This window comes from Micromonospora sp. NPDC049201 (assembly GCF_055586805.1).
In genome coordinates, this window is sequence record NZ_JBVJHM010000012.1 from 84,854 (window position 1) to 99,513 (window position 14,660).

General features: G+C 73.9%; 16 protein-coding genes. 10 read left to right on the top strand and 6 right to left on the bottom strand.

Annotated elements, in window-relative coordinates; translation table 11 throughout:
- The first annotated feature begins 52 nt into the window (after nucleotides 1-52).
- Nucleotides 53-1,081: an SIS domain-containing protein gene (locus ACZ6O5_RS24995; protein WP_465980292.1), complete on the top strand. Its 1,029-nt coding sequence runs from the start codon at nucleotides 53-55 to the stop codon at nucleotides 1,079-1,081.
- A 24-nt stretch (nucleotides 1,082-1,105) separates the two neighbouring features.
- Nucleotides 1,106-2,668 (top strand): histidine kinase N-terminal domain-containing protein, encoded by a 1,563-nt coding sequence (locus tag ACZ6O5_RS25000; protein ID WP_465980190.1) that lies wholly within the window; start codon nucleotides 1,106-1,108, stop codon nucleotides 2,666-2,668.
- Between the two features lie 16 nt (nucleotides 2,669-2,684).
- Here ACZ6O5_RS25000 and ACZ6O5_RS25005 read toward each other — a convergent pair whose 3' ends face one another.
- Nucleotides 2,685-4,355 (bottom strand): glycosyltransferase family 39 protein, encoded by a 1,671-nt coding sequence (locus ACZ6O5_RS25005; protein ID WP_465980191.1) that lies wholly within the window; start codon nucleotides 4,353-4,355, stop codon nucleotides 2,685-2,687.
- A gap of 555 nt (nucleotides 4,356-4,910) precedes the next feature.
- Here ACZ6O5_RS25005 and ACZ6O5_RS25010 point away from each other — a divergent pair.
- From ACZ6O5_RS25010 to ACZ6O5_RS25025, 4 genes are read left to right on the top strand one after another with little or no spacing between them, the layout of a single operon-like run.
- Nucleotides 4,911-6,620: a nitrite/sulfite reductase gene (locus ACZ6O5_RS25010; protein ID WP_465980192.1), complete on the top strand. Its 1,710-nt coding sequence runs from the start codon at nucleotides 4,911-4,913 to the stop codon at nucleotides 6,618-6,620.
- Nucleotides 6,617-6,775, top strand: a complete 159-nt coding sequence (locus tag ACZ6O5_RS25015) for an IS1 family transposase (protein ID WP_174530537.1) — start codon at nucleotides 6,617-6,619, stop codon at nucleotides 6,773-6,775. The genes ACZ6O5_RS25010 and ACZ6O5_RS25015 overlap by 4 nt, the downstream gene beginning before the upstream one ends.
- Nucleotides 6,772-7,530: a phosphoadenylyl-sulfate reductase gene (locus ACZ6O5_RS25020; protein ID WP_281937753.1), complete on the top strand. Its 759-nt coding sequence runs from the start codon at nucleotides 6,772-6,774 to the stop codon at nucleotides 7,528-7,530. Before ACZ6O5_RS25015 ends, ACZ6O5_RS25020 begins: the two co-directional genes overlap by 4 nt.
- On the top strand, nucleotides 7,512-8,249 hold the full coding sequence (locus ACZ6O5_RS25025; protein ID WP_465980193.1) for a sirohydrochlorin chelatase: 738 nt from the start codon (nucleotides 7,512-7,514) through the stop codon (nucleotides 8,247-8,249). Before ACZ6O5_RS25020 ends, ACZ6O5_RS25025 begins: the two co-directional genes overlap by 19 nt.
- A 139-nt stretch (nucleotides 8,250-8,388) precedes the next feature.
- Here the strand turns inward: ACZ6O5_RS25025 and ACZ6O5_RS25030 are convergent, their stop codons facing one another.
- Both ACZ6O5_RS25030 and ACZ6O5_RS25035 read right to left on the bottom strand, forming a co-directional pair.
- Nucleotides 8,389-8,646, bottom strand: coding sequence for a WhiB family transcriptional regulator (locus ACZ6O5_RS25030; protein WP_013288358.1), 258 nt, complete (start codon nucleotides 8,644-8,646; stop codon nucleotides 8,389-8,391).
- A 441-nt stretch (nucleotides 8,647-9,087) separates the two neighbouring features.
- A complete protein-coding gene (locus ACZ6O5_RS25035; protein ID WP_281937750.1) occupies nucleotides 9,088-10,038 on the bottom strand; it encodes a diacylglycerol/lipid kinase family protein in 951 nt (316 codons plus the stop codon).
- 43 nt (nucleotides 10,039-10,081) lie between these two features.
- Between ACZ6O5_RS25035 and ACZ6O5_RS25040 the strand changes: the two genes are divergently transcribed.
- Nucleotides 10,082-10,489, top strand: a complete 408-nt coding sequence (locus ACZ6O5_RS25040; protein ID WP_465980194.1) for a hypothetical protein — start codon at nucleotides 10,082-10,084, stop codon at nucleotides 10,487-10,489.
- On the opposite strand, the gene ACZ6O5_RS25045 is transcribed toward ACZ6O5_RS25040, so the two are convergent.
- The 3 genes from ACZ6O5_RS25045 to sodN are packed head-to-tail and all read right to left on the bottom strand — an operon-like array spanning nucleotide 10,483 to nucleotide 11,848.
- Entirely contained in the window at nucleotides 10,483-10,890 is a 408-nt protein-coding gene (locus ACZ6O5_RS25045; protein WP_107160976.1) for an ATP-binding protein, read from the bottom strand. The genes ACZ6O5_RS25040 and ACZ6O5_RS25045 overlap by 7 nt on opposite strands.
- Nucleotides 10,887-11,447: a GNAT family N-acetyltransferase gene (locus tag ACZ6O5_RS25050; RefSeq protein ID WP_465980195.1), complete on the bottom strand. Its 561-nt coding sequence runs from the start codon at nucleotides 11,445-11,447 to the stop codon at nucleotides 10,887-10,889. Before ACZ6O5_RS25050 ends, ACZ6O5_RS25045 begins: the two co-directional genes overlap by 4 nt.
- Entirely contained in the window at nucleotides 11,444-11,848 is a 405-nt protein-coding gene (sodN, locus tag ACZ6O5_RS25055) for a superoxide dismutase, Ni (protein WP_107160972.1), read from the bottom strand. The genes ACZ6O5_RS25050 and sodN overlap by 4 nt, the downstream gene beginning before the upstream one ends.
- 53 nt (nucleotides 11,849-11,901) lie before the next feature.
- On the opposite strand from sodN, the gene ACZ6O5_RS25060 reads away from it, so the two are divergent.
- The 3 genes from ACZ6O5_RS25060 (at nucleotide 11,902) to ACZ6O5_RS25070 (ending at nucleotide 14,603) form a co-directional block, all read left to right on the top strand.
- Nucleotides 11,902-12,237 (top strand): S24 family peptidase, encoded by a 336-nt coding sequence (locus tag ACZ6O5_RS25060; RefSeq protein ID WP_107160970.1) that lies wholly within the window; start codon nucleotides 11,902-11,904, stop codon nucleotides 12,235-12,237.
- 151 nt (nucleotides 12,238-12,388) lie between these two features.
- Complete coding sequence (locus ACZ6O5_RS25065) at nucleotides 12,389-13,564, top strand: NADP-dependent malic enzyme (protein WP_396777914.1); 1,176 nt, start codon at nucleotides 12,389-12,391, stop codon at nucleotides 13,562-13,564.
- A 76-nt stretch (nucleotides 13,565-13,640) separates the two neighbouring features.
- On the top strand, nucleotides 13,641-14,603 hold the full coding sequence (locus ACZ6O5_RS25070) for a zinc-binding dehydrogenase (protein WP_465980196.1): 963 nt from the start codon (nucleotides 13,641-13,643) through the stop codon (nucleotides 14,601-14,603).
- Nucleotides 14,604-14,660 lie beyond the last annotated feature (57 nt).

Consider the following 14,660-nt stretch of genomic DNA (forward strand, 5'->3'; position numbering starts at 1 on the left):
CGCGCGGCAATCGCGCAGAAGGGGGTGTGGGGTGACACGTCCAGGGGCCGGCATGGCCGCCGACATCGACGAGCAGCCGGCCGGCTACGAGCGTCTGCTCACCGCCGAGCACGCGGACGCCATCGCCCGGGTCGCGGCGGCCGTCGCCGAGCGACGACCCCGGCACGTGGTCTTCACCGCCCGGGGCACCTCCGACCACGCGGCGCTCTACGCGGCGTACCTCACCGAGATCCGCCTCGGCCTGCCCGCCGGGCTCGCCTCGCCCAGCGCGATCACCGTCTTCGGCGCCCGCCCCGACCTGTCCGACGCGCTCGTCGTCGGCGTCAGCCAGAGCGGCGGCTCGCCCGACCTCGCCGAGGTGCTCCGGGTGGCCCGCGCCTCCGGCGCGCTCACCCTGGCCGTCACCAACAACCCCGACTCGCCGCTGGTGGAGACCGCCGAGCTGAGCGTCGACGTGGCCGCCGGCCACGAGCGGGCGGTCGCCGCCACCAAGACCTACACCGCCGAGCTGCTCGCGCTGCTCATGCTCATCGAGGGCGTACGCGCCGGCGACGGCGTGCTGCCCGCCGACGAGCGGGCCGCGCTGGCCCGCCTGCCCGAGCTGGCCGCGCGCACGCTCGCCGACGACACCCCGGCCCGGCTCGCCCCGCGCTACCGGTTCGCCGCCCAGCTCGTCACCACCGGCCGGGGCTACGCGTACCCGACCGCCCGGGAGGCGGCGCTCAAACTGATGGAGACGTCGTACCTGCCGGCGCTCGCCTTCTCCGGCGCCGACCTGCTGCACGGCCCGCTCGCCATGACCGACCCGGACGTGCCGGTGCTCGCCGTGGTCGGCTCCGGCCCCGGCGGCACGTCGATGCGGGAGGTGCTGCCCCGGCTGGGCGAACGCCGGGCCGACGTGGTGGTGGTCGGCTCCGCCGACGTCGGGGAGACCCGGATGGCGGTGCCGGAGGTCGACGAGCGGTACGCGCCGCTGCTCGACATCCTGCCGCTGCAACGGCTCGCGCTGGCGCTGGCGCTGACCCGCGGCGAGGACCCGGACGCGCCGCGCGGGTTGAAGAAGGTCACGACCACGATGTGAGCCGGGCGTGGCACGCTGTGGGGCGTGTCCACCCTCCGTGACCTCGCCGAGGAGCACACCACGCTCCGGCCGGCCGACATCGACCACCTCCACCGGATCGCCGGCGACTGGCAGTTGCTGTCCGACCTCTCCTTCGCCGACCTGCTGCTCTGGGTGCCGGTGGACGGCGACGGCACCTTCCTCTGCGTGGCGCAGGTCCGCCCCACCACCGCCCCGACCGCCTACCTCGACGACCAGGTCGGCCGCATCGTCGGCGGGCCCGAGGTGGCGCACCTGGAGGTGGCCCACCGGCAGGGCCGGATCTGGCGGGAGGGCGACCCGGTCTGGTACGGCGACGTGCCGGCCCGGCACGAGGCCATCCCGGTGCGGCTGCGCACCGGCGACGGGGAGAGCGGCGAGGTGGTCGCCGTGGTCGGGCGGGACACCAACCTCTCCACCGCGCGTACCCCGAGCCAGCTCGAACTCAACTACCTGACCACCGCCGACGACCTGGCCCAGATGATCGCCGACGGCACGTTCCCGCCGCCCCGGCACCCGGGCGAGACCACCTCGGCGCCCCGGGTCGGCGACGGGCTGGTGCGGCTCGACGCCAACGGCAAGGTCACCTACGCCAGCCCGAACGCGCAGTCCGCGTACCGCCGGTTGGGCTTCGCCTCCCACCTGGTCGGGGAGGACCTGGCCAAGCTGCACCGCCGCCTGGCCGGCGACCCCCTGGAGGGCACCGACGCCGGCAACGCGGTGCTCGCCGCGCTGCGCGGCGAGGCCCCGCCGCGCCGCGAGATCGACGCCCGGGGCGCCACCATGCTCACCCGGGCGCTGCCGCTGATGCCCGCCGGTGTGCCGATCGGCGCGCTGGTCCTGGTCCGCGACATCACCGAGGTACGCCGCCGCGACCGCGCCCTGATCACCAAGGACGCCACCATCCGGGAGATCCACCACCGGGTGAAGAACAACCTCCAGACCGTCGCCGCGCTGCTGCGCCTCCAGGCTCGCCGGGTGTCCATGCCGGAGGCCCGCGTCGCGCTGGAGGAGTCGGTACGCCGGGTCGCCTCGATCGCGCTGGTGCACGAGACGCTCTCCATGTCCAGCGACGAGGCGGTCGAGTTCGACGGCATCGTGGACCGGGTGGCCAGCGCCGCGACCGAGGTGGCCGCCACCGAGGTGACCGTCGGCATGCGTCGCAGGGGCAGCTTCGGCGTCCTGCCCGCCGAGATCGCCACGTCGCTGGTGATGGTGCTCAACGAGCTGCTGCTCAACGCCGTGGAACACGGCTTCCCGCCGGCCGACGAGGAGGCCGCCCCCGCCCCGGCGGACGCGCCGCGACCCGAGGTGGTGGTCTCGGTGCACCGGCACCGCAAGCAGCTCCACGTCTCGGTCACCGACAACGGTCGCGGCCTGCCCGAGCAGTTCGACGCCGAGCGCGGCGGCAACCTGGGGCTCCAGATCGTCCGGGCGCTCGTCACCGGCGAGCTGCGCGGCACCATCGAGCTGCGCAACGGCACCACCGGGGGCACCGAGGCGGTGCTCGTCGTCCCGCTGGCCCGCGGCACCACCGACCGTCTCACCGGCCGGGCGGGGCCGCCCTGACGCCCGCGCGACCGCCTCACCGGGCGAGCAACGCCACCGTGAGCCCCGGACGGGGCCAGACCTGGCGGACCGGGAAGCCGTCCCGCAACGCCTCGCCCTTCGCGCCGGGCACCGCCGCCAGCGGGTCCGCCCGGCGGCCGGTGACCACCAGCCAGACCCGGTCCACGCCGGCCAGGCAGCGCGCCGGGTCGCCGCACTCGGTGGCCCAGAGGCTCGCGTCCGCCCGCTGGTCGCGGACCACCAGCACGTCGCGGGGCAGCCGCGACCCCAGGTGGTACGCCAGGCCCAGATCCGGGAACAGCCAGCCGTCCCGGGGGGAGTACACGATCGCGTCGCCCGGCCGTGCACCGGCGGCGACGATCCCGGCCGCGCCCGCGTAGTCGACCGGGGCGCTGCGGGGCCACTCGTGGGTACGCCGCAGCGCCGCCTGATCGGGCAGCCCGAGCAGCCCGGCCAGGACGATCACGGCCAGCGCCGCCCCGAGCCCGGTCCCAGGCGGGGCTGCTCCGCCCGGCCTTGTTCCGCGCGGAGCTGTTTCGGGCGGCTCTGACTCGAGTGGTCCCGCCACGGCCGGTCGGCTGCCGGCCGGCGTCGCCGCGGCCAGTGCGGCCCCGGCCAGCAGGCAGCCGAACGGCACGATGAAGAGCAGGTAGCGGGTCACCCAGAGCGGGACCAGCGTGCCGGCGGTGAAGAGCAGCAGCACCGGCAGCAGCGCCGCCGCCCCGGGCAACAGCGCCCGCCGACCGAGCCGAACCGCCCCGAGCGCGGCGAGTCCCAGCAGGAACCCGCCCACCACGCCGCTCTGCGCCAGCCCGCCCGGCAGCGACACCAGGTCCGGCAGGCGGGCCGGATCGACCCAGTCGAGCTGCCGGCCGCGCTGGCCCCGGGCGATCGACGCCAGCGGGGTGACGAGCGCGACGGCCGGGAGCAGCGCCAGCAGCCACCACGCGAGCACCCGCCGGCCGGGCGCCGGTGCCGCCCCGCCGGCCAGGTGCGTCGCCTCCGCTCCCGGGTCGCCGGGCGGGGGCGCGTCGAGGGGGTCGGGTCGGGGTTGGTCGGCCGGGCCGAGGCCGGCGGCGGCCGGGCCGCGGGCGGCGGTCGGCAGCACCGCCACGGCATGCGCGGCGAGCACTGTGAGCGCGATCAGGTGGAGCAGACCGAGGGCGGCGACCGCGACCGCGTACCCGGCCCAGCGCCGCCGGGACGGGCGGCGCAACGCGTCGACCAGCAGCAGCGTGGCGAGCACGGCGAGCAGCGTGGCGAGCGCGTACGGGCGGGCCTCCTGGCCGTAGCGCGAGGTGGCCGGCAGGACGGCGAACAGCAGCCCGGCCAGGAGCCCGGCCCGGTCGCCGGCGAGGCGCGCGCCGAGCCGGGCGGTCAGCGCGGCGGCGGCCCCCATGGCGAGCGCGGAGGGCAGCCGCAGCGCCGTGGGGGAGGTGCCGGCCAACGCGGTCCACCCGTGCATGAGCAGGTAGTACGGCCCGGTGGCGGCGTCGATGGTGCGGGTGAGCCGGACCAGGTCCGGCAGCGGGCGGGTGGCGGTGCTCCAGGTGGCCAACTCGTCCCGCCAGGGCTGCGCGTGCCCGAGCCCGAAAAGCGTGATCGCCAGGGTGACCAACCCGGGGACCGCCCACACCGGCCAACCGGGTCGGGCCCGGCCCGGCGCAGGTTCGGTGAACACGCTCACACTCCGCAGCGTCACACGCCCGCCCGCCCCCGCCGTCCCGCTCCACCGATTCCACCCGGGTCGGGCCACCCACCGAGGGCCCTCGGCTCGTCGATCATGAGGTTGACCGCTCCCGCCGGCCCTTTTGTCGCCGCCAACTTCATGATCGACGGGCCGGGGGCGGCCGGGGCGGCGGCACGGGGTGGGTCGGGGTGGGGAGAAGCGCGGGTTGACGGAAGTGATGCTGGTCACGGGGGGTAAGGGGTGGACGGGTGTCGATTGAGATGGGACGCCCGTGATGTGGGATCAGCGGGTCGGCCGCTAGCCGGTGGTCCGGCGGGTGTGGCAGCATGATGCACATGACCGCCGCTGTCGTCCGCCGCTTCGTGGCCCGTCGCCACGTTGACTACGGCCGCGTGCGCAGCGCGATCTGTCCGGCCCACTGACGACGCCCGACCCATTTGTCTCGGGCGCTCCGCGCCGGCCGTCAGCGACACCGCCGTCCACGGCCCTCCCCAGGGCCGGCCGCCGCGTCCGCGCTCCCAGGCACCGCAGCAGACAACGGAGGACGCCGCGATGGCGGTCAGCAACACCCCCACCCGCTCGGACGCTTCGGCTCCCGTCGCCCGGGCGCCCCGCCGGCCGCGCGGCGAGGGCCAGTGGGCGCTCGGGCACCGTGAGCCGCTCAACCCCAACGAGCGGATCAAGAAGGACGACGACCCGCTGAACGTGCGGGACCGGATCGAGAACATCTACGCCCACCGGGGCTTCGCCTCGATCGACCCGCAGGACCTGCGCGGCCGGTTCCGCTGGTGGGGGCTCTACACCCAGCGCAAGGCCGGCATCGACGGCGGGCGCACCGCCGTGCTGGAGCCGCAGGAGCTGGAGGACGAGTTCTTCATGCTCCGGGTGCGGGTGGACGGCGGTCAGCTCAGCCTCGCCCAGCTCCGGGTGGTCGCGGAGATCTCCCGCGAGTTCGCCCGGGACACCGCCGACATCACCGACCGGCAGAACATCCAGTACCACTGGATCCGGGTCGAGGACATGCCGGAGATCTGGCGTCGGCTGGAGGCGGTCGGCCTCCAGACCACCGAGGCGTGCGGCGACTGCCCCCGGATCGTGCTCGGCAGCCCGGTCGCCGGCGTGGCCCGGGACGAGGTGCTCGACCCGACCCCGGCCATCGACGAGATCGTCCGCCGGTACGTCGGCGACAAGCAGTTCTCCAACCTGCCCCGCAAGTTCAAGACGTCGATCTCCTGGCTGGTCGACACGCCGTACGAGGCGAACGACATCGCGCTCCTCGGGGTCGAGCACCCGGAGCACGGCCCCGGCTTCGACGTCTGGGTCGGCGGCGGGCTCTCCACCAACCCCATGCTGGCCAAGCGGCTCGGCGTCTGGGTGCCGCTGGACGAGGTGCCGGACGTGTGGGCCGGCGTGGTCGGCATCTTCCGTGACTACGGCTACCGCCGGCTGCGCAACCGCGCCCGGTTGAAGTTCCTGGTCGCAGATTGGGGCGTGGAGCACTTCCGCGAGGTGCTGGAGAAGGAGTACCTGGGCCGGGCGCTGCTGGACGGGCCGGCCGCGGAGCTGCCGGCGAAGCCGGTCGACCACATCGGCGTGCACCCGCAGCGCGACGGCGCGAACTACGTCGGCGCGGCCCCGGTGGTGGGCCGGGTGTCCGGCACCCAGCTCGCCGCGCTGGCCGACGTGGTCGAGGCGCACGGCAGCGGCCGGGTGCGGCTCACCCCGTACCAGAAGCTGCTGGTGTTGGACGTCGCGCCGGAGCGGACCGAGGAGCTGGTGACGGCGCTGCGCGGAATCGGTCTGGAGGCCCGGCCGTCGGCCTGGCGGCGCGGCACCATGGCCTGCACCGGCATCGAGTTCTGCAAGTTGGCCATCGTGGAGACCAAGCGGCGCGGTGAGGAGCTGGTGGCCCGGCTGGAGGAGCGGCTGCGGGACTTCGACGCGGACATCTCCATCCACCTGAACGGCTGCCCGAACGCCTGCGCCCGCACCCAGGTCGCGGACATCGGGCTCAAGGGCCAGCTCGTGGTCGGTCCGGACGGGCGGCAGGTCGAGGGCTTCCAGGTGCACCTGGGCGGCGGCCTCGGCATGGCCGCCGGGCAGACCGCCGGCTTCGGCCGCAAGCTGCGCGGCCTGAAGACCACGGCCGACGAGCTTCCGGAGTACGTGGAACGGCTGGCCCGCCGCTACCTGGCCGGCCGGACCGACGGCGAGAGCTTCGCCAACTGGGTCATCAGAGTCGACGAGGAGGAGCTTCGGTGAGTGACGCTCGATCTGCGCCTCTCTACTGCCCGTACTGCGGGGAGGAGGACCTGCGACCGCACGAGGCCGGGCACGGCGCCTGGGAGTGCCACGCCTGCGCGCGGGTCTTCTCGGTGAAGTTCACCGGGCTGTTGGGCCGGGCGGTGGCCCGGTGACCGGCCTGGTCTCCGCCGCCGGTCTGGGTCTGGTCGGCGGCGCCGCTCCGGCCGACCCGGCCCGGCGGGACCCGGCGGAGCTGCGCGCGCTGGCCGAGGAGGCCGGGCGGGAGCTGGCGGACGCGCCCGCGCTGGAGATCGCCCGCTGGGCGGTGCAGACGTTCGGCGAGCGGTTCTGCGTGACCAGCTCGATGGCCGACGGGGTGCTGGCGCACCTGGTCTCCCGGGTCGCGCCCGGCGTCGACGTGGTGTTCCTCGACACCGGGCTGCACTTTCCGGAGACGCTCCGGGTGCGTGACGAGGTGGCCCGGCGGATGCCGGTGCGGGTCCGCTCGATCCGCCCCCGGATGACCGTCGGCCAGCAGGACGGCCAGTACGGGCCCCGCCTGTTCAACAGGTCCCCGGACGACTGCTGCCAGTTGCGCAAGGTGGAGCCGCTGGAACGGGCGCTGGCCGGGTACGACGCCTGGGCCGCCGGGCTGCGCCGGGACGAGTCGCCGACCCGCGCGAACACGCCGGTGGTGGGGTTCGACCCGCGTCGCGGCAAGGTCAAGGTGAACCCGATCGCCGCCTGGACGCAGCGTGAGGTGGACGCGTACGTGGCCCGCCACGACATCCCGGTGAACGAGCTGTTCGCCAAGGGCTACGGCTCGATCGGCTGCTGGCCGTGCACCCGTCGCCTGAAGGCGGGGGAGGACCCGCGGGCCGGGCGCTGGGCGATGTTCGAGAAGACCGAGTGCGGCCTGCACACCTGACCGACGCGTCACCGGTGGTGCTGGTGGCGCATGGCAGCCGTGACCCGCGCGCGGCGGAGGCGACGCGGGCGCTGGCCCGGGCGGTGGGCGTCGGCTGTCCCGGCCGGCCGGTGCTGCCGGCCTGGCTCGACCACACCGATCCCGGGCCGGCCGACGTGCTGCGGCGACTGGCCGCCGACGGGCACTCCCGGGTGGTCCTGGTGCCGTTGCTGCTGACCGCCGCGTACCACCGGAAGGTGGACATCCCGGCGGCGGTCGCGGCGGCCGGCGCGGGCCTCGACGTGCGGGTGACCGAGGTGCTGGGGCCGACCGGCGGCGTGGTCGACGGTCGGCTTCTTTCCGGCCTGCGGCGCCGGCTGGGCGAGGCCGCCGGGACGGACGCGGACGCGGTGGTGCTGGCCGCGGCCGGCACCCGGGATCCCGCCGCGCGGGCCTCGGTGGGCCGGGTCGCCGCGGCGCTCGGCACCGGGCTGGGCGTGCCCTGCCGGGTGTCGTACGCCTCGGCGGCGCCTCCGGAGGTGGGGGGCGCGGTGCGGCGGTTGCGCGCGGCGGGCGCCCGCCGGGTCGCGGTGGCCGCCTACTTCCTGGCGCCGGGCCGGTTCCACGACGGGGTACGCGCGGCGGCCCGCTCGGCCGGCGCGGTGGCGGTCGCCGACCCGCTCACCGACCTCCCGGAGCTTGCCGAACTGGTGTGGCGGCGGGTGACGGCGGCGGCCTGACCGGCACTCGTCGTCGGCGCGCCCGTCGTCGGCGCGCCCGTCGAGCGGCCCGGAGAGCAGCCGCCCCGGCCTGACCGGCTTCTCCGAACAGCAGAACGCCCCGGCCGGGATCCCGGCCGGGGCGTGCGGCGTGAGTGGGTCAGGCGGAGTGAGCGCGCAGCACCCGGAGACCGCCGCGGCGCTTGACCGCGCGGCGCTCCTCCTCGCTCATCCCGCCCCAGACGCCGGCGTCCTGACCGGACTCCAGCGCCCACTGCAGGCACTGGTCGGTCACAGGGCAGCGCCGGCAGACGGCCTTGGCCTGCTCCACCTGCAGGAGAGCCGGGCCGGACGTCCCGATCGGGAAGAACAGCTCCGGGTCCTCGTCGCGGCAGACCGAATCGTGGCGCCAGTCCATGGCGGCAACACTCCTCATTCTTAGTGGTGGCCAGAAAACGCTTCGTTGCTATTCCTATATGCATCCGCATTACCGATCGGTGACGGTCAGCATCCGTCAATTCGGCTCTGCGTGAGCAGGCTGCGGGCCCCTGGACCTGCTGGAACAGCTCAACCTGACGAGCATATCCAGGCAATGTCCCGGTAACACGAGTTCGCTTGTGAATACTTTCACGAACTACAGCGATGTCAAGGGTGACGCTCGGAAAAACTCCGAACAGTGAGCGGCCTCACCACCCGTTTGTCCCGGTTTGCGAGGGCTCTCGTTACCCGGCGTGCCACAGTCGAGGATCAATATAGTACGGTCTGCGTGACGTTGCTGACATTTCCGGCATCCTTCCTCGGCGTGGCGGCCCTCACCCTCGCGGTGCGGTCCGCGTCAACCGACGGGGATACCCGAGGCCTAGCAGATTACTCTCAGTGCGGCGGGTACGGAGGTGAATCTGACTTTTTCCCGCTCGCCGAGGTAGTCCCCGTCCAGTTGGAACGGCAGCGGACGCGCCGTGAGCAGTGTGAACTCCGACAGGTCGTGCAGGCGGAGCACCTGCTTGCCGTGCGGATCGGGTTGCCGGGAGAAGAACTGCGTCACTGTCCGTGCCGTACTGGCCACCTTGAGCTGTCGCAGCGCGAGCACATCCAGCCCGAGGTCGAACGACGCCTCCGGGTTCGGGTTGATCTCCCGGTCGCCGAGGTACGTCCACGGCGCGGTGTTCTGGATGATGGCGGTGGACAGCTCCGTCGCCGGCGCCTCACCCGGACGCTCCAACGTGATCGACGGGTGGCGGCGGTCCGAGCCGACGAAGTACTGGCTCGCCGTGGACCGGAAGTAGAGCGCCGGAGTGGACACCCGGCCCCGTTTGCGGGCCTGCTCCACCCGGCGGATGACCGCCGCGTCCAACCCGAAGCCCGCGCAGAACGTGAAGTAGCGGTCGTCCGCCCGGCCCAGCCCGATCGTGCGGGACCGACCCAGGCGCAACCCCTCCAGGATCATGCTGGTGCCGTCCGGCCACTCCCGCGGCAGCCCGAGCGCGCGGGCGAAGACGTTCGTCGAACCACCCGGCACGGTGGCCAGCGCCGGCAACCGCTCGGCCGAGGTCGGCCCGGTGCGGAACGTCGGCGGCTCCGCCGCCATCAACCCGTTGACCACCTCGTTGACGGTGCCGTCACCGCCGAGCGTGACCACCAGGTCGACGCCCTCCTGGGCGGCCTCCCGGGCCAGATCCATGGCGTGGCCCCGCCGGCGGGTGTAGCGCACCGACAGGTCGACTTCACTGCGCAACGCCCGGACCAGTACGTCCCGGCTGCGCTCACTCGTGGTGGTGGCCTTCGGATTGACCACCAGGACGGCCCGCATGGGCGGCACATTACCGCGACTACCCACCGGTATCGTGGCGGCCGTGACGATCGACTCGGACCCGGTCCCCGGCCCGCTCCGCGCGGCGGTGCTCGTGCTGCGCGTCGAGGCGGTGGCGCTCGGGCTGATCGCGGTGTGGCTGATCTGGTCCGACCTCACCGCCCGCACCACGGACCTCACCTCCGCGCTGCTGATCACGGCGTTCGCGGTGGCCGGGGCCGTCGTGCTCTGGGCGCTCGGCGGCTCGTTGTCCCGGCGTCGGTCCGGTGCCCGCGCACCGGCCATCGTGCTCCAGCTCATGCTGCTGCCGATCGGGTGGTACATGATCTCCGGCGGGCTGGGCTGGCTCGGACTGCCGCTGATGGCGCTCGGGATCGGCATGGTCGCGCTGCTGGTGAGCGGTCCCACCAACCGGGCGCTCGGCTTCGGCGCGCGGCCGGACGCTCAGTAGCCGCCGGCGCGACGGGTCAGCAGCGAGATGGTGGCGCGCCCGTCGACCGCCTTGGCGCCGGCCCCGGTGGTCAGCGCCGTGAGCACCTTCCACGCGAAGGACGACTCGGACGGCAGCGTGGCGCCCCGCACGGTCGGCACGGTCACCTCGACGGTGAGCGCGTCCTCGGTGACCGCGAAGCGGCACTCCAGCTCGGCGTCGCGGGTGGCGATGGCGAGCAGCATGGCGCACGCCTCGTCCACCGCGATGCGCAGATCCTCGATCTCGTCGAGGGCGAACTGGAGCCGGGCCGCGAGCCCGGCCGTGGCGGTGCGGAGCACGCCGAGGTAACCACCGTCGGCGGGCACGGTGAGGTGCACGACGTCGTCGTCCGTCGTCGGCTGCCCGGTCAGTTGAGTCACGCCTCATCCCCCCGGTGCGGGACTCTACCCGGTCGGGCGGCCGGGCGCGTGGGCGCGGGCGTCGCCAGCGCGGCGAGGTCGCGCAACGCGGCCCCGGCCAGCCGGTACGGCGTCCACTCGTCCATCGGGGTGGCCCCGATGGACGCGTAGAAGCGGGCCGCCGGATTCCAGTTGATCATCCACCAGTCGAGTCGCTGGTAGCCGCGCTCCACACAGATCGCCGCCAGCGTGGCCAGCAGTTGCCGGCCGGCGCCGGTGCCCCGGGCGTCCGGGCGGACGTAGAGGTCCTCCAGGTAGACGCCGTGCACACCGGCCCAGGTGGAGAAGTTGAGGAACCAGAGCGCGAAGCCCACCGGTGCGTCCGCCGCGTCCACCGCGACGTGCCCGAACAACGCCGGCGCAGGCGCGAAGAGCGCCGCGTGGAGCTGCTCGACGGTGAGATGGCACTGCTCCGGGGCGCGCTCGTACGCGGCGAGTTCGTGCACCATCGCGACGACGGCCGGTACGTCCTCGGGACGTACCGGCCGGATCGTCGGTGCCGTGCCAGGCGAGGTCACGCCTGCTTGGTCTCCCAGAAGATCTTGGAGATCTCGTCGATCTTCGAGAGCAGCTCGTCGGCCTTGGCCGGGTCGGTGCCGCCCTTGGCGCCGGCCGCGCCGGCCAGCTTGGTGGCCTCGTTGAAGAGCTGGTGCAGGTGCGGGTACTTCTCGAAGTGCGCCGGCTTGAAGTAGTCGGTCCAGAGCACCCACAGGTGGTGCTTGACCAGGTCGGCCCGCTGCTCCTTGATCAGGATGGCGCGGGTCCGGAACTCCGGGTCGGTGTTCGCCTGGTACTTCTCGCAGATCATTTTGACCGATTCGGCCTCGATCCGGGCCTGGGCCGGGTCGTAGACGCCGCAGGGCAGGTCACAGTGGGCACTAGCGGTCACCCGGGGCGTGAGGATGCGGGGAAGGCGCATCAGGGTCCTCCATGGGATGTTTGCGATGATCCAAGACGACATTACTCCTGGAGATGCTTTCCAGCGGGCGGGAGGTGAAACCCGTGCTGCCCGTGCTGATCACCGGCCCGTCCATGTCCCCGACGCTGCGCCACGGCGACGCGGTGCTGGTCCGCACCGGTGGCCGGCCGGTCCGCGCCGGCGACGTGGTGGTCGCGGTCTTCCGCAGCCGGCCGGACCTGCTGGTGGTGAAGCGCGCGGTCGAGCCACGGGACGGTGGCTGGTGGCTGCGCGGCGACAACGACCTGGTCACCGACGACTCCCGGGCGTACGGCGTGGCCGACGTCCAGGGCCGGGTGGTGGCGCGGTGGTGGCCGCGTCCGGGACGGATCAGGGGCCGGCAGGGGTAGCCGTGGATATGACCCCGCTCACATCCTGGGAGCCGGTGCGTGGCTATGCTCGGAACGTGCCCGGGTGACCCCCGCACCGCCGCCCCGCCGGTCGCTGACCACCGCTGACCGCGCCGGCCGGTCCGTCTGCTCGACAGATCCTGGAGTCACCATGTCTGCGTCCACCCCGGACCCCGCTGATCCCGTCTTCCGGCTCCACCTCGGCGGCAAGATGGCCGTCGCCTCCACCGTGCCGCTGACCAGCCGGGAGGACCTCTCCCTCGCGTACACCCCGGGGGTCGCCCGGGTCTGCGAGGCGATCGCCGCCGACCCCGCGCTCGCCGACACCTACACCTGGGTGTCGCACACCGTCGCCGTGGTCACCGACGGTTCCGCCGTGCTCGGCCTGGGCAACATCGGCCCACGCGCCGCGCTGCCCGTGATGGAGGGCAAGGCGGTGCTGTTCAAACAGTTCGGGGGCGTGGACGCGGTACCGGTCTGCCTGGACACCCAGGACGTGGACGAGATCGTGGCGACGGTCAAGGCGCTCGCGCCCTCGTTCGGCGGCATCAACCTGGAGGACATCAGCGCGCCGCGCTGCTTCGAGGTGGAGCGCCGACTGGACGAGGCGCTCGACATCCCGGTCTTCCACGACGACCAGCACGGCACCGCGATCGTGGTGCTGGCCGCGCTGCGTAACGCGGCGACGCTGCTCAACCGTAAGCTCGGTGACCTGCGGGTCGCGGTCAGCGGCGCCGGCGCGGCCGGCGTGGCGGTGACGAAGATGCTGATCGCCGGCGGGGTCGACCCGGCCCGGGTGGTGGTCTGCGACTCGCGCGGCATCATCGGCCGGCACCGCGAGCTGACCGGCACCAAGGCCGAGCTGGCCGAGCTGACCAACGCCGAGGGCCGCCGGGGCGACGTCACCGAGGCGCTGCGCGGCGCGGACGTGCTGGTCGGCGTCTCCGGTGGGCAGATCCCGGAGGCGGCGGTGGCCGGCATGGCCCCCGGCGGCATCGTCTTCGCGCTGGCCAACCCCACGCCGGAGGTGCACCCCGAGGTGGCCGCCCGGCACGTCGCGGTGGTCGCCACCGGGCGCAGCGACTATCCCAACCAGATCAACAACGTGCTCGCCTTCCCCGGCGTGTTCCGGGGCGCGCTGGACGCCGGGGCCACCCGGGTCACCGACGGGATGAAGGTGGCCGCCGCCGACGCCATCGCGGGCGTGGTGGCCGAGTCGCTGACCGCGGACGCGATCGTGCCGTCCCCGCTGGACCCGCGCGTCGCCCCGGCGGTCGCCGACGCGGTCGCCGAAGCCGCGCGCCGCGACGGCGTCGCCCGCCGCTGAGGTGTAAGGAAGGGCCCCTTCTTATCGCATTTCGCATAGGAAGGGCCCCTTCTTAACGCCCGCTCAGCTTGTTACCGTGCCGATCATGCGTGCCGCCTATGCCTCGGCCTTCGACGCCGACAACCCGCTCGCCGCGCTCGCCGTCGGCGACCGTCCCGAGCCGGTCCACCCGCAGGACGACTGGGTCACCGTGCGGGTGCGGGCCAGCTCGCTCAACCACCACGACCTCTGGTCGCTGCGTGGCGTGGGCCTGACCGCGGACCAGCTCCCGATGATCCTCGGCTGCGACGCGGTCGGCACCGACCCGGACGGCAACGAGGTGGTCATCTACCCGGTGGTGCCCACCCCGGGCGACCCGCGCGGCGTCTCCATCCTCTCCGAGCACTTCCCCGGCACGTTCGCCGAGCTGGTCGCCGTACCCCGGATGAACCTGCTGCCGCTGCCCGACGGCCTGGCGGCGACCGACGCGGCGTGCCTGCCCACGGCCTGGCTCACCGCGTGGCGGATGCTCACCACCAAGGGCCGCGTCGCCGACGGCGAGTCGGTGCTGGTCCAGGGCGCCGGCGGGGGCGTGGCCACCGCGGCGGTCGCGCTCGCCGTCGCGCTCGGCAAGCGGGTGTACGCGACCAGCCGCGACGCCGCCAAGCGGGAGCGGATCACCGAGCTGGGCGCCACCGCGCTGGAGCCCGGCGCGCGCCTGCCGGAGCGGGTCGACGTGGTGATCGAGACGGTCGGCGCGGCCACGTTCGACCACTCGCTGAAGTCGGCCGCGCCGATGGCCCGGATCGTGGTCTCCGGCGCGACCGCCGGGCACGAGCCCACTGTCAACCTGCGCCGCGTCTTCGCCATGCAGTTGGAGATCCTCGGCACGTCCATGGGCACCCCGGACGAGCTGACCGAGCTGCTCGCGTTCTGCGCCGAGCACGGGGTCCGGCCGGTGGTGGACCGGGTGGTGCCGTTCAGCGACATCTCCGACGCGTTCACCCGGCTGCACTCCGGCGAGGTCTTCGGCAAGGTGGTCGTCGACCACACGGCGTGATGCCGGCGTGGTGAGAAGGGGCCCCTTCTCTACCGGAGACGTTAAGAAGGGGCCCCT